The sequence below is a fragment of the Mucilaginibacter aquariorum genome (genome assembly GCF_024498135.1).
Taxonomy (GTDB): Bacteria; Bacteroidota; Bacteroidia; order Sphingobacteriales; family Sphingobacteriaceae; genus Mucilaginibacter; species Mucilaginibacter aquariorum.
Map to the genome: position 1 here is coordinate 1,774,077 of NZ_JANHOH010000001.1, position 26,367 is coordinate 1,800,443.

Annotated in this window: 21 protein-coding genes; 7 read left to right on the forward strand and 14 right to left on the reverse strand. The window is 43.3% G+C overall.

What is annotated here, in order from left to right; genetic code table 11:
- Positions 1-459 precede the first annotated feature (459 nt).
- From NPE20_RS07535 to NPE20_RS07545, 3 genes are all read left to right on the forward strand, one after another.
- Positions 460-1,395 (forward strand): AraC family transcriptional regulator, encoded by a 936-nt coding sequence (locus NPE20_RS07535; RefSeq protein ID WP_256538001.1) that lies wholly within the window; start codon positions 460-462, stop codon positions 1,393-1,395.
- 111 nt (positions 1,396-1,506) lie between these two features.
- A complete protein-coding gene (locus tag NPE20_RS07540; RefSeq protein WP_256538002.1) occupies positions 1,507-2,247 on the forward strand; it encodes an SDR family oxidoreductase in 741 nt (246 codons plus the stop codon).
- A 68-nt stretch (positions 2,248-2,315) separates the two neighbouring features.
- A complete protein-coding gene (locus NPE20_RS07545; protein ID WP_256538003.1) occupies positions 2,316-3,068 on the forward strand; it encodes a glucose 1-dehydrogenase in 753 nt (250 codons plus the stop codon).
- Between the two features lie 337 nt (positions 3,069-3,405).
- Here the strand turns inward: NPE20_RS07545 and NPE20_RS07550 are convergent, their stop codons facing one another.
- Complete coding sequence (locus tag NPE20_RS07550) at positions 3,406-3,858, reverse strand: DUF4395 domain-containing protein (protein ID WP_256538004.1); 453 nt, start codon at positions 3,856-3,858, stop codon at positions 3,406-3,408.
- Positions 3,859-4,092: 234 nt separating this feature from the next.
- Between NPE20_RS07550 and NPE20_RS07555 the strand changes: the two genes are divergently transcribed.
- Entirely contained in the window at positions 4,093-5,238 is a 1,146-nt protein-coding gene (locus tag NPE20_RS07555; protein ID WP_256538005.1) for a hypothetical protein, read from the forward strand.
- Between the two features lie 95 nt (positions 5,239-5,333).
- Here the strand turns inward: NPE20_RS07555 and NPE20_RS07560 are convergent, their stop codons facing one another.
- The gene (locus tag NPE20_RS07560) at positions 5,334-6,089 is read right to left on the reverse strand and encodes a ThuA domain-containing protein (RefSeq protein ID WP_256538006.1); all 756 of its coding nucleotides are present in this window, start codon (positions 6,087-6,089) and stop codon (positions 5,334-5,336) included.
- A 207-nt stretch (positions 6,090-6,296) separates the two neighbouring features.
- Here NPE20_RS07560 and NPE20_RS07565 point away from each other — a divergent pair, with 207 nt between their 5' ends.
- Complete coding sequence (locus NPE20_RS07565; RefSeq protein WP_256538007.1) at positions 6,297-7,625, forward strand: GntP family permease; 1,329 nt, start codon at positions 6,297-6,299, stop codon at positions 7,623-7,625.
- Position 7,626: 1 nt separating this feature from the next.
- Complete coding sequence (locus NPE20_RS07570) at positions 7,627-8,769, forward strand: glycerate kinase (RefSeq protein WP_256538008.1); 1,143 nt, start codon at positions 7,627-7,629, stop codon at positions 8,767-8,769.
- On the opposite strand, the gene NPE20_RS07575 is transcribed toward NPE20_RS07570, so the two are convergent.
- From NPE20_RS07575 to NPE20_RS07605, 7 genes are all read right to left on the reverse strand, one after another.
- On the reverse strand, positions 8,766-10,181 hold the full coding sequence (locus tag NPE20_RS07575) for a serine/threonine protein kinase (RefSeq protein ID WP_256538009.1): 1,416 nt from the start codon (positions 10,179-10,181) through the stop codon (positions 8,766-8,768). The two genes, NPE20_RS07570 and NPE20_RS07575, sit on opposite strands and share 4 nt — an antisense overlap.
- Positions 10,174-10,965, reverse strand: a complete 792-nt coding sequence (locus NPE20_RS07580) for an FHA domain-containing protein (protein WP_256538010.1) — start codon at positions 10,963-10,965, stop codon at positions 10,174-10,176. The genes NPE20_RS07575 and NPE20_RS07580 overlap by 8 nt, the downstream gene beginning before the upstream one ends.
- Positions 10,966-11,025: 60 nt before the next feature.
- Positions 11,026-15,093: an FtsW/RodA/SpoVE family cell cycle protein gene (locus NPE20_RS07585; RefSeq protein ID WP_256538011.1), complete on the reverse strand. Its 4,068-nt coding sequence runs from the start codon at positions 15,091-15,093 to the stop codon at positions 11,026-11,028.
- Positions 15,083-16,555, reverse strand: a complete 1,473-nt coding sequence (locus NPE20_RS07590; protein ID WP_256538012.1) for a PP2C family protein-serine/threonine phosphatase — start codon at positions 16,553-16,555, stop codon at positions 15,083-15,085. Before NPE20_RS07590 ends, NPE20_RS07585 begins: the two co-directional genes overlap by 11 nt.
- Before the next feature lie 97 nt (positions 16,556-16,652).
- The gene (locus NPE20_RS07595) at positions 16,653-17,597 is read right to left on the reverse strand and encodes a hypothetical protein (protein ID WP_256538013.1); all 945 of its coding nucleotides are present in this window, start codon (positions 17,595-17,597) and stop codon (positions 16,653-16,655) included.
- 81 nt (positions 17,598-17,678) lie between these two features.
- The gene (locus NPE20_RS07600; RefSeq protein WP_256538014.1) at positions 17,679-19,046 is read right to left on the reverse strand and encodes a serine/threonine protein kinase; all 1,368 of its coding nucleotides are present in this window, start codon (positions 19,044-19,046) and stop codon (positions 17,679-17,681) included.
- 160 nt (positions 19,047-19,206) lie between these two features.
- A complete protein-coding gene (locus NPE20_RS07605) occupies positions 19,207-20,235 on the reverse strand; it encodes an LLM class flavin-dependent oxidoreductase (RefSeq protein WP_256538015.1) in 1,029 nt (342 codons plus the stop codon).
- 392 nt (positions 20,236-20,627) lie between these two features.
- On the opposite strand from NPE20_RS07605, the gene NPE20_RS07610 reads away from it, so the two are divergent.
- Positions 20,628-22,088 (forward strand): YitT family protein, encoded by a 1,461-nt coding sequence (locus tag NPE20_RS07610; RefSeq protein ID WP_256538016.1) that lies wholly within the window; start codon positions 20,628-20,630, stop codon positions 22,086-22,088.
- Between the two features lie 127 nt (positions 22,089-22,215).
- Here the strand turns inward: NPE20_RS07610 and NPE20_RS07615 are convergent, their stop codons facing one another.
- From NPE20_RS07615 to NPE20_RS07635, 5 genes are all read right to left on the reverse strand, one after another.
- Positions 22,216-23,259 (reverse strand): adenylate/guanylate cyclase domain-containing protein, encoded by a 1,044-nt coding sequence (locus tag NPE20_RS07615; protein WP_256538017.1) that lies wholly within the window; start codon positions 23,257-23,259, stop codon positions 22,216-22,218.
- Positions 23,260-23,265: 6 nt separating this feature from the next.
- Complete coding sequence (locus NPE20_RS07620) at positions 23,266-23,640, reverse strand: response regulator (RefSeq protein ID WP_256538018.1); 375 nt, start codon at positions 23,638-23,640, stop codon at positions 23,266-23,268.
- A gap of 66 nt (positions 23,641-23,706) precedes the next feature.
- Positions 23,707-25,014 carry a sensor histidine kinase gene (locus NPE20_RS07625; protein WP_256538019.1) on the reverse strand — a complete coding sequence of 436 codons (1,308 nt, stop codon included), beginning with the start codon at positions 25,012-25,014 and terminating at the stop codon, positions 23,707-23,709.
- A 61-nt stretch (positions 25,015-25,075) separates the two neighbouring features.
- Complete coding sequence (locus tag NPE20_RS07630) at positions 25,076-25,534, reverse strand: phosphatidylglycerophosphatase A family protein (protein ID WP_256538020.1); 459 nt, start codon at positions 25,532-25,534, stop codon at positions 25,076-25,078.
- 3 nt (positions 25,535-25,537) lie between these two features.
- Complete coding sequence (locus NPE20_RS07635; RefSeq protein WP_256538021.1) at positions 25,538-26,359, reverse strand: TerC family protein; 822 nt, start codon at positions 26,357-26,359, stop codon at positions 25,538-25,540.
- Positions 26,360-26,367 lie beyond the last annotated feature (8 nt).

Genomic DNA, 26,367 nt, shown 5'->3' on the forward strand with positions numbered 1-26,367 from the left:
ATAAAAACACTTTTTTTAACATAGACGAATATTTTTTTATAATTCTAAAACTCTCAAGATATAAAGTGCTTAAAAGTTAATAATAAAATATCAGGAAGCAAAACTTAGTGTTTATACGCTGGAAAATTTATTAGGTTGGAAAACGTTGGTTCGATCTTCATGTAAAAAGATTTTCAAAATCGAATCGACATAAGTAGTGTTATTTATAAGGGGTTATAAAATAATATTACAACTTTGGTGTTTAAAATATACCTACACGGCACTATTGGTCCCTGCAGATCATAGTAAACCTAAACAATAAGAATTGCAATTAAAATACGTGGAACTACGTGATTTATATTTCACTTAACGAAATATATTTATTAAAAAGGAGTATGTAAGTAAATAGCAATAAAAGCCGATTGTGCTATTTCTTTTACTTTGGATGATCATAGTATCTTTAAGTCAATAATAAGCCCCATGAAAGCAACCGATAAACTGATCTTCAATAATCTGAAAGAGCAATACGTTCATTTTGGCTTGCCTTTGGATGAAATTGATGATAAAACCGAGTTTACCATTCATGATATAAAGAACATTCATCTCGACCTGCCTTTCCAGTCGCCGGTTTACCGGGCTAACTTTTTCAGTTTTGTTTTTGTGAAAAACGGATACGGCCAGTACACTACCGATGACAAATTATTTAAGACCATGCCCGGTATTATATATTTCACCAACCCGGGGCACTTTAAATCGCATTTGTGGAAGAGCCTCAAGGAAGTTTTTCTTGTTACGCTCAGCGAATCGTTTCTTAAAGAGAATGTTCACCAGGACATATTTGAAGAATTCCCCTTCCTGCTGGCCGAAACAGTGCAGCCACGGGTATTAAGCCCCGATGTATTTGCCGAGTTTGAGCAGCTTTATAAACAAATACAAAAGGAATACACCAAAAATTCGCCATATCGTAACCGGCTTATAGGCAACCTGTTTGTGGTGCTATTACTAAAGATAAAAGAATATTTCTGGGAAGATTACAACCCCATATACGAGGGTAACCGAAGCTCGCAGATCGTGAAAAACTTTAAACTAACCTTAGAAAAGCATTACCGCGATCTAAGCAGCGGTAAAGTTGAAAAAGCGTTCCGCGTACAGGATTATGCCGATGCGCAGGCATTGCACCCAAACTATTTAAGTAACGTTATTAAAACTAAAACCGGGAAGGCCATTGGCACCTGGATAGCTGATAAAACCATTGCCGAAGCAAAATCTCTCCTGCAAAATTCATCTACCTCGATAAAAGAAATAGCTTATTTGTTAGGCTTTGCCGAGTCTGCACACTTTAGCAATTACTTCAAAAAACACACTAATATCTCTCCTGTGCTGTTCAGAAAACAGCATAATTCGCTAGCATCTTAGAAATATGTATGTAATGCTTTAATATGTGTATCATTTGGGGTACCCGTAACCCCCACCTTTGTTTTGTCAATCAACGATAACAAAAACAAACAAGATAAAACAAAGGAAATCATGAACACACTATCAGAAAAAGTAATTTTAGTAACTGGCGCTTCAAGAGGTATTGGCGCTGTTGTAGCACAAAAACTGGCCAATGCCGGTGCAAAAGTAATTGTAAACTATGCCGGTGGTAAAGAAGCCGCCGACCAAACAGTTGAGGCCATCAAACAAAATGGCGGCGATGCCATAGCCATTCAGGCTGATGTAAGCAAAACTGAAGATGTTAAAAACATGTTTGACGCGGCAATTGCACATTACGGTAAAATTGATGTATTGGTAAACAACGCCGGCATCATGATAACAAAACTTTTAAGGGATACTACCGATGAAGATTTTGAGCGCCAGTTCAGCATCAATGTAAAAGGCACATTTAACACCATGCGTGAGGCCGCTACCCGCCTGGCCGATAAGGGCAGCATTATCAACTTTTCTTCAACCACTACCCGTTTAATGATGCCTACCTATAGTACTTATGTAGCTTCTAAAGCCGCGGTTGAGCAATTAACCCGTGTATTTGCTAAAGAGGTTGGCGCAAGGGGGATCAACGTAAACTCTGTATCCCCGGGCCCTACCAATACCGAACTATTCACTAAAGGTAAACCACAGGAATTGATAGACGGCCTGGCATCACTATCTGCCTTTAACCGCATTGGCGAACCCGAAGACACTGCCAAAGTAGTAGTATTCCTTGCAGGCGATGATGCAAAATGGATAAACGGCCAAAATATAGGCGCTAATGGCGGAATGGCTTAATTAGAAATAAGAGGTTAGAATCAAGAGACAAGAATTAACAAATCACAACAATTTTAAATATAAGAATCATGAACTCATTAAAAAATAAAGTAGCATTAATAACCGGATCAGCGAGAGGTTTGGGTAAAGCAATTGCAGAACGTTACGCAGCATTAGGTGCAGACATTGTATTAAACTACTCCCGCGATAAAGCATCGGCAGATGAAGTATTGAGCAATATACAAGCTATGGGCGCACGTGTTATAGCCGTACAGGCAGATGTAAGTAAAGTTGCCGACCTGGAACGTTTATTTGTAGAAGCTATAAAAGAATTTGGGAAGATAGACATAGTGGTGGCCAATGCAGGTATAGAACTGGTGGAAACCCCGGTGGTTGATTTTACTGAAGAACAATTTGACCGTGTTTTCGGCATCAACACCAAAGGCACTTATTTTACTATGCAGCAAGCGGCTAAACACGTAGAAAACAATGGCCGCATTATATACATCGCATCAAGCACTACATCGTTCCCGGTACCGGGGATGGCAGTGTATGGCGGCAGCAAAACTACACCACGCTATTTAGTTGATATCCTTTCAAAAGAAATTGGCCACAAAGGTGTAACGGTTAATTCAATCATCCCATTCGCGGTAGATCATTCGGGCATTTTTGCAGAACCAGACAGCTACCCCGAATTAAGAAAACAATTGCTGGACAGCTGCCCTATGGGCCGTTTAGCCGAAGTAGAAGATGTAGCCAATGCTGCAGAGTTCTTCGCCAGCGACCTGTCATCATTTGTGAGCGGCCAGCATTTACTGGTAAATGGCGGCGCAACTAATTAATATTTCCATCTCAAGCAAAAAGAGGCAGCGTGTTATACGTTGCCTCTTTTGTTATATAAATACCTCGTCATTCTGAGTTATCAAATCTCGTAGCCTTTGAAGGTGCAATGACAGATCTTTGCGGCGGCGTGCAGCGTGACCGATTATATTATGTGCATGTTTGCTTGCGCCAGGTTTGGATTTAATGGTGACGTTATTTCGTCAGTAGCCTATTTTTTAAATAAATCATTATCAGTTACTTACGTGTTCGCGATGGCGTTCACGGCGGTGAACGTGAACACTTTTCACGCCTTTACTAAAATTGTTATGGGTGATCTATTGAAGAATCTATCGCCGGCTATTTCTTTCCAAATACCTTACTTACCTTTTGCAAACCGGTATAAACATAACATCCCATGCAAAATGCCGCGAATGATTCCAGGAAAGCAAAAATACAAAGCATTGCAGCAAGCGGCACTAAAAATATATTCCAGCCTGCAATTATAGCCACTAAAATAGCCGCGACGAATACGAACCCCATGCCTGCTGCAAAGCGCTTGGGGCCACGGTCAGTTAGCTTAACGGGCAATTTAAACTGCTTAACAAATACGTCGGCAAGCCACCCCAGCAGGCTATACTTTTGCATATTAAAGGCGCGTGCAAAAAAATCTGCCAGTAATAAAAGGATTATAAAATTATACCCTGTTAATAAAAAACCCGCCCCTAATAACAGCACTAATAAGGCTACTACCCTTACTTTGTTTTCGTTCACTTTTACATGGTCAACCGGGCATTGCAGATCTTCACTCATGATTTTATTAATTAATAACTATAAAACTTAGCCTAAAAAACAAATATAGCGATGGCTTATGTTAAGTATTGTAAAATTATTCTGACAGCTTGGCAAGCTATATATTAGTTACTATATTTATCGCGTATGGTAATGCATTGTTACGTTTACATGCATTTAAACGTATATATTGTTGTAGCCGATAGGAACCCCTCCGCCTAAACGCGTTTTACCTTATCGTTTCACAATGCTAATATGAAAAGTACTAATCTATCCGTTTATCTTAAGCCGATACTTTTAGCACTGTTAATACACAGTAGCTTCATTGCCCATGCCCAGTTATCGGCATCAATGCCCTACCGTGTAAACAAGCCTGATTCATTAACCAGCACCTTACCTTTCAGCGAAAATAAAGAACGTTCTGTTGTAGTGGCCCCAGCTGCAAAAGCTAATATTTTTGACGATGAGGACGACAACAAACTGCAAAAAACTATTGCGCTTAACCTAAGCAAATCGCAGGAGCGTAAACAGTTAATGGAGTATTTAAAACAGCTGGAGCTGGGTAACACCGTAGCCGAGAATCAAAAGAACAATAAAGCCTTATACCGTTTTGCTAACCTGTTTGCACGGTTAAAATTGTATCCGCTGGCCATGAAATGCTTTTTTAAGACCATACAGCGCGAGAATAAGAAAGTCCGGCAAAACAGCGAGAAAGTGGCCGATACTGATGCTGTGGAACCGGATGAACTGCCAATTAACGCCAAGGACGACTCACTGGTTAACCAACAGGCACTGCAAGTAAAAAAAGCCAAAAGTAAATACACAAGTTACAAACGCATTGTAAGCACCTTTAACGATAATAAGCCTACTGTGGCTTATGCCCTGCTTTTTCATGTAAAGCAACCCGTATCCGGTAAGCCTAAAGTGTTTGTTTTTAGTAATACCGGCCATACGTTTATCACGCTGATAAAATACAATGCCGATTCTACCTATGTATCCTGTTCGTTTGGATTTTATCCTAAAAAGGAGAAGATCTTATTTGCCACTCCGTGGGACCCAACTTCCGAATCGGAATTTAAGAACGACGCAGGCCATCAATGGGATGAGGTTGTAGGTAAATTCATCTCTAAAAGAAGCTTTGAGAACATACTTAAACTAACCAAAAAATACAACGACCTGGAGTACCACCTAAGCAACAACAACTGTACAGATTTTTGCCTGCAGGCCGCTACTTTAGCCGGTTTAAGCATAAAAAACACGAAGGCTAAATGGCCATTGGGTTATGGCAATAACCCCGGTGTTACAGGCCAAAGTTTGATGGATGGCACTTATAACAATACAGATATGCAACCGGATAGTAACTTGTTCAAGGCTTTGAATATTGACCCGGTTGTTAAATAATTATCTGCGCGTACCCGGCCACATAATGGCATTTTCGAATAATTTATTTTGCAGATTGGTGGTAAAAATATGATCGCCGTGCCCCATGTTCAGGTCTATTTTCCTGCCGCCCAAAATATAGCATTACTAAACAGCCGGGTATAAGCCGGGTTATCAAACAGGTTTGGCGAATGTCCCATAAAAATATAGATGTTACGCGCCTTGTAATGCTCGTTAGTCCAAACTACGGGATGGTCGCCCATTTTTACTTTGCTTTGCGGCTCGTAGCTTGCTTCATTCACACTGGCCAAGACATGCACGTTCGGCCGGGGGCTTTTATCATAGGTGTACCATTCTTCCTGCTGCACTAAAAAAGATGCCGGTACACCTTTCATTACCGGGTGCTGTTTGTCCTCTACATTAACTTTTCCTTTGGTAAAAGTAGCTATGTAATCTTTCCACCTAATGCCACCCATAAATTGCGAGAACCAGTTCCACATAGGGTAACCGTCAAACTCACCCAAAAGCGTAGCATGGTGGATCCCAATCCAACTACCCCCGCCTTCGTTTATGTATCTTTCAAACGCGGCGGCTGCCTTGTCCTTCCATGCATAAGGGGCATAGTCAAGCTGTATAAATAGTTGATATTGATTCAAAAAAGCTTCGTCAATTTTGTCTGTGTTCTGGATATAATCTATAGTAAAACCCTTTTGCGCCGCCAGCTTATCCAGCCATATTTTTGCCCGCTTTGAATACTCCACGTGGTGGCCGCCGTTTTCGTATAAAGCCAGCACTTTAAAAGCTTTTACTTTTTGTGCATTAACAGCAAAGCTCAGGCAGGCAATACATATCAGCAGTAATATTTTTTTCATCCGGCAGTACTATGATTTGAAATTATTGGATGTCAGCAAAGCCTTAGCTAATCACAGCCCACAATTGGTACTTTTTCATAAAATTACGCTAAGGCGGTGTATATTGGTTTTTAAAGATAGGATATTATTTGTTTAAGGTTTTCATCTCGTATAAATTTTAGCCATCGGTTTATCCTTATATTGGCAATACAAAACTTTAACCTAACAATGGATATTTCTCTCGCGCGTGTACTGATCTGCCTGGTGGCGGGTATAGCGGTTATTGTACTGCTTACCGCAAAATGGCGGGTCCATGCATTTTTCGCACTGGCTATAGCGTGTTTTTTAGTCGGGCTGGGTGTGGGAATGCCGCTTACCGATGTGCTTACTTCAGTTAAAGATGGCTTTGGCAATATTCTTAAGTCGCTTGGTTTTATAATAGTTGTGGGTACTACCTTAGGCGTGATATTAGAACATAGCGGCGCTACACGCGTAATGGCCAATGCAATTTTAAAACGTGTTGGCGAAAAACGGTCGGCATTAGCCATGAGCCTTACCGGCTTTATAGTAGGCCTGCCTATTTTTTGCGATTCGGGTTATATTGTTTTAAGTGGATTGAACAAATCGCTGGCACGTACTACGGGCATTTCCATGGTGATAATCGCCGTTTCGCTGGCTACCGGCTTATATGCCGTACATTGCCTTATACCACCCCATCCCGGCGCAGCAGCAGCGGCAGGTATTATCGGGGTTGATTATGGTAAGCTGATACTTACAGGCATTGGCGTTGCTATCCCGGCTATGGCGGTGGGCTATTTGTGGGCAAACTATGCAGGTAAAAAGGTTCCTATTGTTATTGCTGATGATGAACAGATCATCGTAGCAAATACGCAACTCCCATCTACCTTAAAGGCATTTTTGCCTGTAGCTGTGCCTATACTTTTAATAGCTATCAAATCCTTTTTTTCGGTCGAACACAACACGGTGAACCCATTCGTAAATATTTTCAATTCTCTTGGCGACCCGATAATCGCCTTAGCCATTGGCGTACTGCTCGCCTTTAATTGCCTGCATACCTGGGATAAGGAAACCATTGGTAAATTATTACAGGAAGGCGTGGAAAAAGCAGGCAGCATTTTAGTTATTATTGGGGCAGGCGGCGCTTTTGGCGCGGTGCTGGCAGCAACTAAAATTGGCAATCATTTAAGCGATGCCTTACCACTGGCCAGCATGGGTATCTTCTTCCCATTTTTAATAACTTTTGTTTTAAAAACCGCGCAGGGTTCATCAACAGTGGCTATTATTACAGCGGCATCTATAGTGTTGCCCCTGCTGCCTTCGCTTGGCCTGGATAACGAGAAAGGGCATTTACTTTGTGTGCTTGCTATGGGTGCGGGTTCTATGATGATATCGCATGCCAATGATGCCTACTTTTGGGTGATCGCCAAATTCTCGGGACTGGAGATGAAGACCATGCTAAAAGTATATTCGGTAGCTACCATTTGTATGGGCATCACTTCGTTTATAATTGTTTATTTACTTTCCTTTATATTGTAATATGCACATCCTTATAGCCCCAAATGCTTTTAAAAACAGCTTAACTGCTAATGCAGCGGCTTTGGCTATTGAAAAAGGTTTACAGCAAAGCAGCCTGAATTGCACAACCGAGTGTTTCCCAATAGCCGATGGCGGCGACGGAACAGCGACTATCATTATACAACAACTGCAAGGGAAATTGGTAAGTATGCAAGTGCACAACCCGCTGGGCAGGATCATCACCGCATCCTTTGGGTTAATTGCAGATGGTAAAACCGCGGTTATAGAAATGGCGGATGCATCGGGACTAAGATTATTAAAAAGCGACGAGCTAAACCCCTTACGTGCCACTTCATACGGCACGGGCGAAATGATCAAAAAAGCGCTGGAATTGGGTGTAAATAAAATCCTGATAGCGATGGGTGGTTCTGCTACTGTTGATGGTGCTACAGGCATTTTAAGTGCTTTGGGCATTAAGTTTTTAGGGGATGATGGCAAAGAGCTTAACAACCTGCCCAAAAGCCTGACAGGACTAAAAAGCATTGATCACTCCGGCATCGACCAAAGGATATCAAACTGCGAAGTAATTGTGCTTTGCGATGTAGATAATATGTTACTGGGTGATAACGGCTCGGCAGCGGTATTTGGCCCGCAGAAAGGTGCTGATACAGACGCGGTAAAGAAACTGAATGCCGCGCTGTCAAAGTTTAACGATATTACCCTGCAACAATTAGGCAAAAATATGGCTACGGTAAAGTATGGCGGCACGGCCGGTGGTGCGGCCGCGGGTTTGTATGCACACATTAACGCCAAACTGGTAAATGGTATCGACTATTTATTGCAACTAACCAACTTTGACCAATCCCTCCAAAAAAGCGACCTGGTTATTACCGGCGAAGGCAGTATTGACGAGCAAACTCTACAAGGCAAAGGCCCGTTTGGTGTAGCCCGCAGGGCAAAAGCTAAAGGCATCCCGGTTATTGGACTGGCAGGGAAGATCCCCGCAGCAGACAACCCAAAGCTTAATGAATACTTTAATGCACTAATAGCCATCGGCAACGAACCATCTGATATCGAAACAGCATTGGCTCGTACCGAAGAGAACCTTATCCGCACCGCAAAAAACACTGGTGAGATGTTGGCTATCGGTAAATCCGCCGTTTAAAATATCCCCAGGAATTTCTTACGTTTTTTCTTATCGGGCGTAGCTTTTTTAATTGTTGAATCTATAGTAGCCTTTATTGCCTTGTTTGCGGCAGCCTTACGTATGGCCATTAATTTACGGTTATTTACTCTCATAACACTGTCGTAATTATAAGCCCTCGCCATAAATGGAGGTTTCAAATAATCACGGGCATCTACATATACCGGTATAACGTTCCCGGTTACATCGTCCTTATTTAAAAAGGCCGAGTAAAAGAACAAGGCCATAAATATACCGCCCAATGTTAACACCAGGCTAAACGCGCCTTTTGATAGTACCATTTTTGACTTATCGCGCTCGTAAATACCCTTATCATTGTTGAAATGGATGCCTGCCTGGTCTGCTAAAAGTTTTAAGGACGATAACTGTTTATCCTTTTCTTCCTCATCCTGCTGGTAGTGCGCCACCATGTGCTGTAAGCGTTCATTCTCTGCCTGTATCGCAGTGGTGCTCAGTCTTCCGTCGGCGGCAAGGCTGCCATTTATTATTGCATCATGCAGTTCTACACCACTTTTAAAGCGTGCATCGGGCGATTTTTGAAGGCACTTATCTATCACATCTAAAAGCCATTGCGGCACCTGCATTTCCTGCGTTTGCTTCAGGGTGGTCCAGCTATCGGGCAGGTTCTTTTTCCTTGCTTCGCGAAGGTCTGGCACAGGCGCTTCCATGTGTGCCAGCATAATGGCATTGCGGCCGGTTTCGCCATTACCGGTTAGCGGGAAAGGTACCTGGCCGGTCAATAGCTCATATAAGATAATGCCGTAGCTATACACATCTGTCTGCAAAAGCATGGCACCGTCGTGCTGTTCCGGCGCCATAAACTCTATTGCCCCGGCATGGCGTATACTGCTGCGTCGTTCCTCTTCGGTCATTACCGCCAACCCAAAATCAAGCAATACATAGTTGCCTGTATGGACGTTGTATTTTACGTTATTACTTTTTATATCACCATGTTTCACACCTATTTTATGGCAATGCGCCAAAGCCCCCGCCAGCTGGTCGGCCACGCGGATAACCTCTTTTAGCATGAAGATCTTTTCGTGAGGCGGCTGCAGTAATTCGCTAAGGTCGGGCCCTTCAATATACTCCATCTCGATGTATGGAAGCGAGCCGCTTTCGGTAATGCCCGAACTTAATATTTTTACAACGTTGGGGTTAGGTTCTTCATTAACCTTTTGCAGCTTGGCAACCTCATTACTAAAGTTGCGGAAATTCTTATCATCCTCACTTTCGGAATGGATGGGTGTTGGCAAAAGCTTTACCGCCGTAATTACAGGCCCCATACGGCGACCTTTATATACCGATCCCTGCCCGCCCGTTCGCAGCGCGCCCAGGTTCTCTAAGCCTTCTGTTATCGTAAAAACTTTACTCATGCATTACTGGTTGGTAACTAAACTCTAAAACTGCCGATTCGCCCAGGATGATCTGATCACCCTCCTGTAGCTGGTGGCCTATATGGGTAGAATTCAGTTTGATAATATCCTCACTTTTCTCTGAACGGATCTTGATCTTATTCCTGGGCGGAACACCGCCTTCATCAGCAAAGATCATGAAACGCCCTGCATCATTATTCCACTCGATATGCGCATGTTGGCGGCTCACATATTTATTGCTCTCATTCTCACTATCAGATGGAAAAGCAATGTGGTTAGTACGAAAAAATCCATCATCGCCCTGCGCTTTTTTATCCCTACCTATGTGTACTTTACCCCCATCTGATGTGATATTGTATTCCTTTTGATCGGTATCACCGCTCAACGCCCTAAGGTAGGCTGATGCGGTTTGCTTAATAAAATTCTTACTGGTTTTGATGAAGAACGCGGCATTCAATTTATTCGATCTTACAGCCTCAGGAGGGAACTCTTGCCCAAATATCACCTCCATCAGCCAGATTTCGGGCAGGTTAACGGCGTAATCATCGGCAATGCGTTGTACTTCATCCTTAAAAATTTCAGGCTTATCGGTATAAACGGCAGCCTCATACATGGCCTGTTCAGATGAAGGGCAGGCCAGGTAAAGGTTTAGTCCTTTTATATTTCCACCTTCACCACCTTCGGCCTTTTGCAGCTCCTGTTTTATAAATTGCAGCAACTCATAACGGATGCCTTTTACATCAGCCGGCCGATCTTCCTTATCACCTTTAAACAAATTAAACATATTACTACCGTAGTATTATTGAACCCAAAAATCAATTATATATTATGCTAAACCCAAGCCTTATTCACTTGTTTGCTCTTTGATGCTTTTAATATAACCTTTTTCTCGCAGGAATGGAATTACATGTTTTCCGGCCAGTTTCACTGCATCTGATGAGCCCTTTGTCGACTCTACTCTGATACAAACCACCATATTACCGGTACCATTTGCCTTCGGCGCGAAGAACACATACCAGCCATCGTTTATCTGCTGTTTCTTCCAGATGCGCTCCGGCGTACCGGTTTTACCAGCTACCGCGATGCCTAAGGTATATTCCTTCGGGGCGCTTTGCTCTATCATATATTGCCTGATAAGCCCCGCATATTTAGGATCGTTAGCTACTTTAATGCCCGGCTTAACCGAAGTTACCGAATCGCTCACTTTTAATACGAACCTGTTTTGATGCAATACGCCCCCGTTAGCAATTGACGATGCCAGCCTCGCTACCGATGCCGGAGTGGCTATCAGCTCACCCTGCCCCCATGACATACCCGATATACCTTTGGCACGTGTGCGGCGAATGTTGTTAGGGTCGTACCTGGGTTTGGTATTAAACTCGGTTTTGCGCCAAAGCTTCCGCCATTTCTCTTCCTGATCGGCACTTAACTTATCGTGGTCATAATAATAACCGCCTACACCATGCAAAAACATACCTGTTTTAAGGTAAACGGTGGCCATGTCTTCCTGCAGATGCTCCTGGTTAGCCAGCTTAATAAAGTACACGTTGTTTGATTTAGCCACAGCACGTTCCAAGGTTATCAAACCGGTTTCATCGGGCTCTATACCCTTGGTGCGGATGCGCTCGTAACTTGCCACATTATACTTTTTATCGGCAGCCGCCAGGCCCAATTTATTGAATGATGCCATAGTAGTAACCAATTTAGCTGTTGAACCCGGTTGCGTTGCCAGGGTAAAACCCAGATCTTGCGTGGTAGTCCAGTTAGCCAGTTGGTTTTGCTCATAATAGCTCATGGTTAGCTTTTCCCAATTATGCACAGGCGGCAATGGGTAAACAGCCGAGGTGAGTACATCGCCGGTATTGGCTTCCATTACTACAACAGATACACGGTTGTCCAGCAAGGCGGTATCGCTTGCTATGGAGTTTTGGATACTGGTTTGCAGGCCTGCATCCATTGTCAACCTCACATCCCGGTTACGGTTTTTAAAGGCTGCTACTTCTTTACTGTTGATACCGGCAATCAGCAAAGGCGATATTTCGCTATAATCTTTCTTCACAACCGTCATTTCCTTTACACCACGGGCCAAAAATCTGTCCTCCCGGTAACGGTTGGCGGTAACATTGTAATTGGTGGTCGGCATTTTAAAGCCGCGCAGTTCAGCAGCATGTTCGTATTCGGCAAAGTAACCGTTAGGGCTGCCGTTAAAAACACCGGTATTAGCATCTCCCGTCCAAAAAAACATTTGTTCTTCAAATGGATAGTATCTGTCTAAACGTTTGTGCATAGCCGAATCAATGTTATAACCTTGTGCACCGGCTATAACCTGTTTTCTATGCTGTTTCTTTATTAATTCGGGGTTACTGGTTGCCAGTAACACACCATCACGATCGTAAATATTCCCGGCTTCCAGCCTGTTCATTAGTATGGCAATGCGTGGGTTATAGCTAAACATACGTGCGCCGCTTTTATCGGCCACCAGGGCGGGTTGTACTACCCATTTTTTGTTATTGAACAGGTAACGGGATACATTAACGGTTAACAGCGTAACCCCCACAAAGGCGGCTATCAGCGCAGGTACCAGGTTTTTATCCTGCTGGCGCGATATATAATTCATTTGCACAGGTGTGCCCCTTACCAATGATGCCGACAGTAAAAACCCCGACGCCAACAAGTTGGCCACCAATGATGAACCGCCGTAACTTTGAAATGGCAGCGACACGCCCGATAATGGTAATGCACCTGTCGAGCCACCTGCTATGAGCAGGAACTGTACAAAGGTAGATACTCCTATCCCCGCGCATAAATAGAACAGGAATGGTGTGCCCGTTCGCCGCCCTATTAAAATGGAGCGGTGCAGGTAAACCAGAAATAACAGGAAGATACAGACAATGCCTGTCCATCCAAATTCTTCACCCATCGATGGTAGTATCATATCTGTATGCGCTTCGGGGATGGTTTTGGCAAAGCCTTCGCCTACACCCTGCCCGCTTACACCGCCACTGCTCATAGCCCAAAGGCCGTTAGCCACCTGGTCACCGCCATAAACTTCATTATTCCAGGCATCCTGCCAAATGGCTTTACGGTCAACTAATCGTTGAACCGGGCCGGGGAATAGCTTACCTAAATACGGGATCTGGTCGATGGTTAAAAACGCGGCCATTATAATGAGCACCATCATTGCTGATTCGCTTAATTGCCTGCGTTTGAACAGCATGAACAAGGCTGCAATAGCCGCGGTTATCAATGCCGATAACCAAACGTTCTTTACTACCCACGACACGATAACGTATAGCACTACCGCGCCTGCCATGAACATAAAATCGCCACGGGAGAACGAAAACAGTACAATAAAGGTAAAACAAACGACCATTGCCGGCCCTAAATCGCCCAGTAACAGGAATAGTAATAAAGTCACCAAAATTGATATCAGCGCGAAGGAAAAGAACGACCAGCGTTTGCTCCAACTGGTGTATTCGCTTATTAGTTTTTCGTTGGCAGCAAAAAATCCCGCCAGGAAAAGAATGATGAGATATTTCACTATCTCGCTGGGTTGAAAACCAAACAGGTTCACCTTTACCCCGCTACCTTCGGGGCCGGTACCAAATTTAATGGTCATGGCCAACAGTGTTGCTGCCAACACTACCCATGGCCAGCCGTTTGAGGCATTACGGTTGTGCTTAAACACCAGCATGCGGTAGATCCACGAATCGGGTGTAAAGCGGCGCAGTTTAAACTGCAGCATTACCAGCAAGGCGACTAAGCCAATACCCAGGTAAACCAGCATATCCTTAGCTAAAAATCTATCGCGAAGCGGATCTTGTAAACTTAATAAGGTTAAAAACGACAACCCTGTCAATATCATCACCACTGGTAATATTAACTGATCGGAGGTACTGAATTTCCACGACAGCAATAAATGCACAAACAAAAACGCGGCGATAAAACTGCCTGATATGATCCAGAACCAATCGTTAAACTCCTGTGGGGTACGAATGATCAAGGATTTTTCTTTCTTCAGGATATTAAAATCTTTTGTTGAGAACAACCTGATGGTATGCGGCGATTGGCTAAACGTAAGGCTTTCATCGTCATCCAAATTTTGTATCCCCTGTGATGTTCCGAATTGGTAGCCCGGTTGTAAAGGCAACAGCTTAAATGCTTTACCTTCGGGCAGGTTTTTAAACTCCGCAACGCCTTGCTCGTTGGTGCGTGCATAAGCGGTTAACTGCTGTAAACGGCGCTTGCCGGCACTATCGGGCAAATACACTTTTTTAAAGCCGTTACCAGTTTCGGTAACCGGTTTAATTTCGTCCAGTTCTTCATCGTTGTAGATGCTATCCTGGGGTAATATCATGTCAAGGCGCACCAATACGCCAGCTACGGGTTGTTTTTTATTTGTGATAACACCACTGATGGTATGCTGGCCCAATGCCAGATCAATTACCGAAGGCACATTGACGGGGCTGCTCCTTTCACTGACAAACAGTACAGAATCTTCACCGGTATATCCTAATAAAGAGCGGGACGCTTCTACCCTCCTTTTGAACGATTCGCCGCCTTTCTCAAAAGCCCCATCGGCTATGATAAAATACTTGCGTTTGTTTAGCTCCCCTATGTTATCAATCTTTTCACCTGTACCAATGTTGTTGGCAACGGTTGCCGTTATCAGATTGATGTCGCGCTTATCGTCAAAATAATATCCGCGGGTAAGCAGTTCTTTTAACTGCCCGGCCGGGTCTTTGGCGTTCAGGTTGATCATGGTGCCATCTTGCAGGCGCTTATCTACATCAGCAAAACGCAGCTGTAAAACCGAGTACAACCTAAAGAATAAAAACACGAACAAAACGCTTATCAATAACAGGAAGATCCGCTCCTTCCATCGGGTAACCGTTTCTATTTTATCTTCCATTTGGCTTTACAATGGTTTTGGTTGGCGCCTTAAATTGAGTATCCGAAGCATTGATCTTATCCAACGGAAAATCGGCCGTTATATATTTTGTGCTGGGCAAATTGTATTTACGTTGAATAGGCAGTCTGCAGTTAATGAATTGTGTATTATGCAGATAGAAACCGCTGTTATAAAGATCAACTGCTACATCAAAATCTTTAAACTTAACGTTCTCCAGTATAACAACCTTGTTATTTGGCGAGATAGATAAAGCCGGGCCTTTGTAAGCGGTATCCCTTTGTAAAACGATGTTGCCAATAACTTTTATGTACAACGAATCCTGATCGATATGCAGGGTATCGGTAATTATAACGGGTTGTTTAAACGCTGTATCAGATAATACCAAAGTATCACCTTTAAAGGCATCTATAGCGTCCTGTAGTTTCACCTCATCGGCATTCCGCAGTTTTTCTACAACCGGGCCAGATTGTTCAAGGGATGTAGCTTCCTTTTGTTTTGTTATATACAGCCAAATAGTTGAGGCCAAAAACACCAGGCACAAAAAGCCAAGTATAAGTGTTAAACCAAGATTTTTATTGGGGCCCATAGGTGTTTTGACTTTAATTACAGGTTCTAAGTGTTGTTGCCCCCGTGCTGATGTTACGCCATCTCTCTCCTCATCACTTTTTTTGATGGATGATGATACTGGCATAGTAGCTTGTGGCCGTTGTTGCGGCTTATCGTTCTGCACCAGCACAACAGTTACATTATCGCGGCCACCGTTATCATTGGCAGCGGCTATTAGCTGTGTTGCCTTTTCTTGTAGCGAAGTGTTTTGAGTGATGATATCCAATATGCCGTTCCTATCAACCAGATCGGTAAGGCCGTCGCTGCAAAGCAGCAGCATATCTCCCGGTAAAAATGGCGACTGCCCTGTTTCTATAAAGCTCTCGTCGGTATCTATCTGGCTGGTAAAGCCCAACGCCTTGTTTATCTCGTTGCGTTTGGGATGGTTCATGGCAGCGGTTTCCGTGAGCCTGCCACTATCTTCCAGGAAACCTACAAAGGAGTGGTCTTTAGAGATCTTCACCAACGAACTGTCGCGCAGCAAATACAAACGGGTATCGCCTACGTGGGCATAAAAGAACTGGTTATTTTCTACATCAACCAGGGCCATTGTAGCTACACAGGCCATGCTTTCCAGCTCTTTATCTTCCAGCTTCTTATCAGAGATCTGTTTACTGGCCAGTTTAAAGGCATCTATCATGCCGGGGATTATCTCGCCCTGCAGCCCGTGTAACCGGCCAATAAAAACATCTTTAGCTATCGCCGCTGCTACTTCGCCGCCGTTATAGCCACCTACCCCATCAATTACTGCAGCCAGCAACATACGGTCACCCATTACCTTTTGGGTAATAAAGGTGTCCTCGTTATTGGTGCGTACCCTGCCGGTATCGGTTAATCCAAAATAGTTTTCAGCCATTGCGTTTACCGGATTTTTTAATATCAATAAAATGGGTTGCCAGCAGGCAAAAACCAATTACTAATAAGCCTATGGATAATATTTGTGACATTGTTTTTTACGCTTTAAACAGGTTTAAACCAATGATGCCATTAAGTAACATGCGCGAGTTTACCGGCAGTTCTACCCATTTGGGAGAGTTAATATCGCTGCGCTCTACAATAACCTCATTTAATGTGGTTATCTCGCCAAATGCTGCCAGGTAAAATTTGCCGTCGGCTTTATTATAACGTATTTGCAGGTGCGGCGCGTTCACCCAGTCAGACGGGATAGTAAATATATTTGAATCCTCGCGGGTTTCTTCGCTGCCCGATACGATGATCTCTTCGTCTTTCATCAAATACTCCACCTTTTTGCCGGCAAATTGCTGGTCGGGAATAATAGTTTCTAAACGGGCTATGTTGTTTTGTACTTTGGCAGCCAGTTTTTCTTCGGGTTCCAACTCTTCTTCGTAAGGGATCTCAAAATAACCTTCACTGTAATAGGTAAAGCCTTTTAAAGCTTCCTGGCTTACATCAAATGTTTGGGCTATACCCGTTTGGCGTGGAATAAATGTTACCCGCAGGTTTTGTTCCTTTTGATTATTATCGGGTAATAATTTGCCTATAAAACCTTTATCACCCCGAGCATAATCAGGGTGCGATACCAGCCTGAAAACCCATTTAGAGCCCGACGGTTTTACCGTTTTACCCGCCGCGCGATGTTGCTTCAATATCTCGTAGAACTTAGCAACTGTTTCCTGCACTATCAGCCCAAAAATCCCTTGTTTATCGGCTACAAACTCTTTATAATCATCGGCATTAAAACTGATGATGAACTCGTGATAAAATACCACCCGGTCGGCAAATGAAAGGTCCCTTATCGAACCCTCAAATTTTTCGACAATGTAGCTGTAAACCGTGTCTGGGGTGAGCGCTTTTGCTTTTGCCTTCTCTGTGCTTTCGTTGGTTAAAAACCAATCCTGTATACCTATTCGCTGCCAAAAGTTTAGTGTTGATGCCATTATGTATCTTCAAAAAATGCTTTAATTATGTGTACTGAACATTACTTATTGCAAATTTGTTATTATTTGTTTGATGTATAATTATTCTGGTTTAGCTGTTGTATCAAGCTCTATTTTTTGAGTAGTATCCTGTGTTGCGTTCTGCGGAATTACTTCCGGTTTCTTAACCATTGTATCCTTTTTAACTGGTGTTGTATCCTGTTCTGTGCTATCTACCGGGAACCTTGAACCGTAATCTAACCGGCCTGTACCTGTATCCGCTTTATTTTGTAACGAATCCTGGCTTACCTGGTTTGGGTTACCCTGCTTTTTTAAGAAAGTAGAATAAACCGAAAATCCCATAAATAACACCAGCAAGGTCATTATGGTATAGTAATAGGGTTTTGATAACGATACCCTCGACTCGTCTTCTACAGGTGCAGCCACCAATTGCGGCGGCGGCCCGGCTTGCTGGTATTGCATCAGCTGATTGTGCAGGCGTTCGTTCTCGCTGCGCAAAGCTGCATTACTTAGGCCGCCGGCAATATCAAAACTATCTGATGACAATATGCTACCATTTACAATGGCATCGTGCAGTTTAATGCCATCGCTAAACCTATCCTTTGGTGCTTTTTGCAGGCATTTTTCAATCAGTTTAAGCAACCATTGCGGCACCTGCATTTCGCGGCCTTTCTTTTCGTTATCCCAGGTATCGGGCAGTGCTTTTCTTCTGGCGTTCAACAGATCCGGCACCGGCGATTCTATATGGGCAAGCATCACCGCGTTACGGCCGGCATCGCCGCCACCATGCAGCGGGAAAGGAACTTCGCCGGTAAGCAGCTCGTATATGATAATGCCATAGCTGTAAATATCCGTTTCCATTAGCATTTTGCCCTCGTGCTGCTCGGGCGCCATAAATTCAATAGCCCCGGCATGGCGGATGCTGGTACGGCGCTGCTCTTCAGACATGATGGCCAGCCCAAAATCCAGCAACACATAATTGCCCGTATGGATATTATATTTTACGTTGTTGCTTTTAACATCACCATGCTTTACGCCAACGTTATGGCAATGGGCCAGGGCACTTGCCAATTGATCGGCCACGCGGATCACCTCCTTCAGCATAAAGATCTTTTCGTACGGTGGCTGCAGCAGTTCGCAAAGGTCGGGACCTTCAATATATTCCATTTCGATATAGGGGAACGAACCACTATCGGTAATACCCGAGCTTAATATTTTTACTACATTGGGATTTGGCTGCTCGTTTACTTTTTGCAGCTTGGTTACCTCGTTACGAAAATTACGAAAGTTTTTATCATCCTCACTTTCGGTATGGATAGGTGTTGGTAATAATTTTATTGCAGTTAACACAGGCCCCATGCGCCGGCCTTTATATACAGATCCTTGTCCACCGGTGCTCATGGCACCCAGGTTTTCAAGTCCCTCTGTTATTGTAAATACTTTACTCATTGGCAGATCAGCTTGCTTTTTTTATATAAACAACATTTTACAGACTAAAGTACATTTAATACATGCACTTTGTTGTAAGTTTTTATTAAGATATTAACGTATGTCCACAAAAAAGCCCGCTGTCTTTGCAGACGCGGGCTTGTATATATTGTAGGGCTGCTTATGCAAGTGGAGCATAAGCCGATGTCCGTATTACATCCGCAAATACTTTATACGAGTACATTCTTGATTGGTGATCGAAGATATGTGAGGTGGCCATTAGTTCATCCACACCTGTTTGTTCTACGAACGAGCTTAGTTCGCTCTTAATTTTTTCGGGGCCACCAATGAATGAATAGGCCAGCATCTGCATTACGGCTTCTTCTTCAAAAACGTTCCAGATGCTATCCATACTTTTAACGGGCGGCGGCAGCAATTGTCTTTTACCGGTAACTACGCCCATAAAAAATTGCTTTACAGATGTAGCCAATCGTTCTGCCTCGCCATCGGTATCGGCAGCCACTACGTTTACGCAAGCCATTACATACGGCTTTTGCAATTGTTCTGACGGCTTAAAATTATCGCGGTAGATCTTAATTGCCTCCATAAAGTATGTTGGTGCAAAGTGACTGGCAAAAGCATAAGGCAAACCAAATGCAGCAGCAACTTTAGCACTATCTGTACTGGAACCTAATACCCAGATAGGTATATCCAAACCCTCGCCGGGGATGGCCCTTACCTTACTGCCTGCGTTATCGTTAGAAAAATAGGTTTGCAGCTTTACAATATCTCGGGGGAAATTATGTGCCGCGTTAAAATTTTCGCCACGGATGGCTAAGGCTGTAGTTTGGTCGGTACCCGGGGCACGGCCTAAACCCAGATCTATCCTGCCGGGATAAAGCGACGCCAGTGTACCAAACTGCTCGGCTACAATTAAGGGCGAATGGTTTGGCAGCATAATACCACCCGAACCTACCCGTATTTTAGATGTACCGCCTGCTATATAACCTATCAATACAGATGTTGCAGAACTGGCCACATTCATCATGTTATGATGTTCGGCAAACCAGTAACGGGTGTAGCCTACCTTCTCGGCCAGTTGTGCCACGTCCATGCTTTTTTTAAAGCTATCGGCCGGGGTGCTGCCTTCAACAACGGTGGCAAGGTCTAATACGGAATATTTTATATCTGATAATTTCTTTGCACTCATAGTAATAATTCTATCGGGATAATAACACCCGGTTTTGGCAGATGTTATCCAAAATTAGTGCTAAACCGGTGCTTATGAAGCTACAGATATGTTATATGACTTTGCATTCACACTAATCAGTTAGCGGTGACAAAAAGCCTCACCCCGACCCTCTCCAAAGGAGAGGGAGGTAAAAGTCTGTCGGCTATTTGACTCACCCGGTCATTGCTTCGCTCGACCACCCTCTCTCCGCAAGCGGAAAGAGGGTTTTGCAATTTCCTTTACCCTCTTTGCGCAGCAGAGAGGGTCGGCCAGCGAAGCGTAGTCGTGCTGAGTAAACTCATGAAGCTAAAAGAACCTTATCAACTATGTTCTCAAATTAATATCTTAGCGCAACAGAATAAGGTTTGGATATGATCGATAGCCCCGAGGGTAAATATATAGTGGCAAGGTTACGGGACGAATTGCCCGCACATTTCCATTATCATAATATAGATCATACTCTTGATGTTTATCGCTCTGCAGAAGCTATTGCTAAACAGGAAAACATAAGTGCAGAAGATACCAAACTCTTACTTGTAGCAGCCCTTTACCACGACTGCGGATATCTGCAGCAAATTAACGAGCATGAACTGGCATCGTGCAATATTGCCCGTGAGGCTTTACCACAATTTGGCTACGCTAACGCTGATATTGAAAAGATCTGCAAGCTGATTATGGCTACGCAATTGCCGCAACAACCGGCAACCCTATCCGAAGAAATAATTTGTGATGCCGATCTGGATTACCTGGGCAGAAATGATTTTATAACTACCGGGAATAAGTTGTACCTGGAAATGCAGGCGCTTGGCAGTATAAAAGACGCGGAAGACTGGAATAAAACGCAAATAAATTTCCTGCAAAATCATCGTTATTTTACAGCTACATCGTTGAAAAATAGGGCGCCGAAAAAACAGGAAAATTTAAGAGATTTACAAAACAAAACTTCTATCGCCGAAATGAATACAGCGCCTACTGCACGATCTATAATAACCGACACATTTTACACCATCACGGGCATCTTGTTTTGCGGGTTTGCCTTAAAAAGTTTCCTGATACCCAATGCCTTTTTTGATGGCGGGGTAACCGGTATCTCCTTGCTGATACATGAGCTTTATCATTTTAATATAGCCTATGTAATTATCATAGCCAACATCCCATTCATTATTATGGGCGCCCTGCAGGTAAATAAAACCTTTGCCCTGCGCACCATGATGGCCATTATTGGTTTGGCACTGTGCCTGCTTTACCTGCCTTATCCGGATAAGATCACATCAGACAAATTACTTGTATCAATTTTCGGCGGCGTATTTATGGGTACCGGTATCGGTTTAGCTATCCGTGGCGGTTGTGCACTGGATGGTATTGAGGTACTGGCACTCTATACAGGTAAACGCATCAGCTTTACCATCAGCGAAATTATACTGGGGATCAATATTGTTATTTTCCTGATAGCTGCCTTAGAAGTGGGCTTTATCACCTCGTTATACTCTATCATTACCTATTACACGGCATCGCGGATGATCAACTTTGTAATAGAAGGCCTGGAGGAATACACCGGCGTAACCATTATATCCGGACAAAACGCACTGATAAAAGAAATGCTGGTGAAGCAGCTAAGCCGGGGTATCACCGTTTATAAAGGTGAACGCGGTTTCCTGAAAGAAAGTTTTGACGTGAGCCACCCGGTAGATATTGTGTTTACCGTAGTAACCCGTTTAGAACTTAGGCGGTTAAGAAACATGGTACATGAGATTGACCCAAAGGCATTCATTTTTACCAGTATTATTAAAGAAGCTGCCGGTGGTGTATTAAAGCGTAGGGCAAGGCACTAATATGTAGAGACGCGATACTTTACGTCTTTTTCAATTTAAATATACCGGGGATTTGCATAAGGGAGACGCGAAGTATCGCGTCTCTACGATTTTTTAGGTTATTTAAATTCGAAATCCGAAATCAACCCTATTCGACTACCTCGTAGGTAATAACGGGTTTAAGTTTATTTTTCAAGGTAAATTCGCCGTTTTCCTTGCATTGGAATGATTCTTTTGCCTTGTGGTAAACATCTTCCGTGATGATAATTTGCCCACCAGTAGCTATGGATTGTAAGCGTTGCGCCAGGTTCACCGAATCGCCTATAACGGTATAATCTAAACGCCTTAATGATACGGAGCCAATATTACCCGACACCATTTCGCCGGAGTTGATACCTACTGCGATAGTTGGTTTAAATATTTTATCCCCTGCCTGGATCTCGGGTTCATTTGATAGTTGCTCCCTTACAGCCAATGCCGCATCAATAGCACGATCAAGGTGAAACTCTCCCCTGAAAACAGCCATGATAGCATCGCCCATAAACTTATCAACGTGGCCACCCTGGGCTATAATTTCTTTAACTATTTTATCAAACAAACCATTTAGCAGGTTTACTACGGTATTGGCCGGTACATGTTCTGTAATAGCCGTAAAGCCGCAAACATCAACAAACATTACCGTGGCTTCCAGCAGCTCGTTTTTCATCAAGCTGCCTTCAAACTCTTTGTGCGTCATAAAGTTCAGCACATTTTCGTCAACATACATTTTAAGGATGTTGTTCTCTTTGATAGCCCTTAACGTATCCTGCAATTGCCTTACGTAGGATATTGTTTTTTGCATGGTAACATCCAGGTCATCAAAATCAACCGGCTTCATTATAAAATCGAAAGCCCCGCGGTTCATGGCGGTACGGATGTTCTGCATATCGCCGTATGCAGATACCACCACCGCTTTAACAGTAGGGTTGGCATCGGGTAAATGAGTAAGCAGGGTAAGGCCATCCATTACCGGCATGTTTATGTCCGACAGTATAATATCCAGATCGGGATGTTCCTTTATTTTTTGTAAAGCTTCTTCCCCGTTCTGCGCAAAAATAAACTCGTATTCGTTTTCCCTGATCTTACGGCGGAACTTTTGTTTTACCAGCACTTCCAGATCAGCTTCATCATCCACTACCAGTATCTTAGCCATTGTTCGCTATAATGTTTTAAGTTTCTCTTTTAATAAATTAAAATCAAGCGGCTTAGTTAAAAAATCATCTGCCCCTTTATCCATTGCCTGCTTATAATTCTCTTCATCGCCATAGGCGGTTATCATCATTACCACAGGTGGCGGCGGAGTAGGAAAATCCTCACGGATATGTGTTAACAGCTCTATCCCACTCATGCCCGGCATATTAATATCAGACAATATCAGCACCACTTCCTGGCGTTTATCTTTCAAGTAACTTAGCGCTTCCTCGCCCGACTGTGCAAAGTCAAACTCTATTTCGTGGTTACGTATTTCTTTGCGAAATCGCTGTAAAAAAAGTGGCTGAACGTCTGCTTCGTCGTCCACAACTAATATTTTCATATGGTGTTTAAAGATAGATAATTCAATTTTATGATGAGTGGGTAAATAACAAATAGGGCGATATAGTTATGATAACGGTAGGGTAATAACAAACGCTGTGCCCTCGCCCTCTTTACTATCAATATTAATATGGCCTTTATGGGCTTTTACAATAATGTCATAGCTAAGCGACAGGCCTAATCCGGTGCCTTCGCCCGCAGGTTTAGTGGTAAAAAATGGCTGCATTATCTTGTCTTTAATAGCATCGGGTATGCCGCTGCCATTATCTCTCACAATAACTTCAACCTCTTTGCCAATTACCTTTGTAGAAACCTCTACCCTTGGTTTAAAGTCGCCCCCTATTATTTTTTGCTTTTGGTGCACCGCATAAAAAGCGTTTGTGAACATATTTAGCAGCACCCGGCCTACATCCTGCGGTACAATATTTATGAGCGGCAGGTTAGGATCTAAATTTGCTACCAGTTCGGCATTAAATGATTTGTCTTTGGCACGCAAACCATGGTAAGCCAGCCTGAAGTATTCGTCGGCAATGGTATTCAGATTTGTAGGCTCTTTTATGTTACTGCTGGCACGGCTGTGCTGCAGCATCCCTTTTACAATACCATCGGCACGTTTGCCGTGGTGGCGTATTTTCTCCAGGTTTTGTTTAATATCGGCAGCTATGGCATTGGCTTCTTCCATATCACCTTTGGCCATTTCCTCCTCCATCTCCTCTATCAGTTCCATACTCACCTCAGAGAAGTTATTGACAAAATTTAACGGGTTCTGTATCTCGTGGGCAATACCGGCAGTAAGCTCCCCTAACGATGCCAGCTTTTCCTGCTGTATCAGCTGGGCCTGGGTAGCCTGCAGTTCTTTAACGGTTTCCTGTAATTCATTCTTTTGCTGGGTAATTTCGGCAGTACGTGCGGCAACCATAGCCTCCAGTTCATCTTTACGCTCGTTGATGCGCCTTAACTCTTGCTGTTGTTTTCTTGACGTAGATAAACGAAGAAAGATCCAGAGAAATGATGCTAACTGCGCACATACAAAAAAACTTTCCCACTTCTCATAAAAACTATCGAGTGTAACGCCAACTATGCCACTAATTATACCCGCAGCAACCAGCGGATAATGTGCATTAAGCAGTACGGTAAACGATTTAAAATCCTCCTGCTTTTTTAAATATTCTATAAATAACAATAAATAAATACCTGCAACTATTAATACGCCATCATCACTCAGGCGTTCATTAAAAATAATAAAGAGCACTATAGGTACTCCCGCAGAAATTCTGAGTATCATCCGCCACTTTTGGTGTAGGGCGGTAAATTTAATTGCCCGGCTTATACGCAGGGCAAGTAAAAAAGCAGCTAAAAATGAAAAGAAATGCATAAATACGCTTCAGGTTTAAATTTAGCCTAAGGTAATTATTTAGGCTGATGAAATATATAGCTTAAAACTTTGCAAAGTGTACTATCACCTGCAGCATAATATTGGCATACACGCCTGCCAACACATCATCCATCATCACCCCCGTACCACCGGGCAATGCCTCCATACGGCGGATGCCAAGCGGTTTTACAATATCAAAAAAGCGGAACAATACCAACCCTATCAGCAGGTAATACAAATGCGGCGGGATAAACAACATGGTTACCAGCATACCGGCAACTTCATCAATCACTACCCGGTAGCTATCCTTGCCCCAAACGGGCTCAACCTTATCGCCAACATAAATACCCAACAAGGTAATTATTACCGTTACCCCAACTAAGTACCAGGGGCTTTGAAAGGTTGGTTGCTGCCACATTAACCATATAAACGGGCAGGTAACTATAGCGGCCAGTGTGCCCCCACCCTTTACATACCCTATCCCGAATATTGATGCTATAAGTTTATTTATTTGCAACATGGTTTAGCTTTTATCCAGTACACCTTCGGCATCTTCTGCAACTTCGGGTTTCATTATATTCTTTTTAGGGAAATTGAAGAGGATTGATGTAAGTACCGGAAGGATGAACACCGTTACTGTAAATATCGATACGGCAATATCAGCTGTTTCGCCTTCTAAAAATTTTGATATGGGAGATTCCTTATCAAAATGCACAAATAGTGACGACGTTAATTTAACACCCAAAACACCTATAACGACAAAAGCTACAGTTTCCAGGAAAGTGAATTTTTCCATTAGCTTAACAAATGCCTGCGCCACAAAACGCATGGCCAATATACCGATGAATACCCCTGTGTAAATCAGAAAAACGTGATCGGTAAAGGCTACCGCTGCAAATACGTTATCTATAGAAAAGGCCAGGTCCATAAGCTCTACCAATGCCACTGTAGCCCAAAAATTACCTATTAAACCAACGGTTGACTTATATAACCAGTTTTTACTTTTATCAACAGATTCTTCTTCCCCGTTGCTGGACCTTGCAGCCAGCTTCTTTCTTAAATAATCAACAGCAAGGTATAGTAAATACAAACCGCCCAGTGGTTTTAGCCACCATATTTTTACCAGCCATGCCGCTAAAAACAAACACACCCCACGCAATACATAGGCGCCAATTATACCATAGCGTAATGCCCGGCTGCGTTGATGCTTAGGCAGATCGAGTACCATGGTGGCGAGTACCGCGGCATTATCTACCGATAGAAGGCTTTCAATAACGATAAGGTTAAGCACAACCAACAGGCCTGCCTTTATATCCTCACCAAGTAATGTGTGTAAAAAATCCATTGTGATCG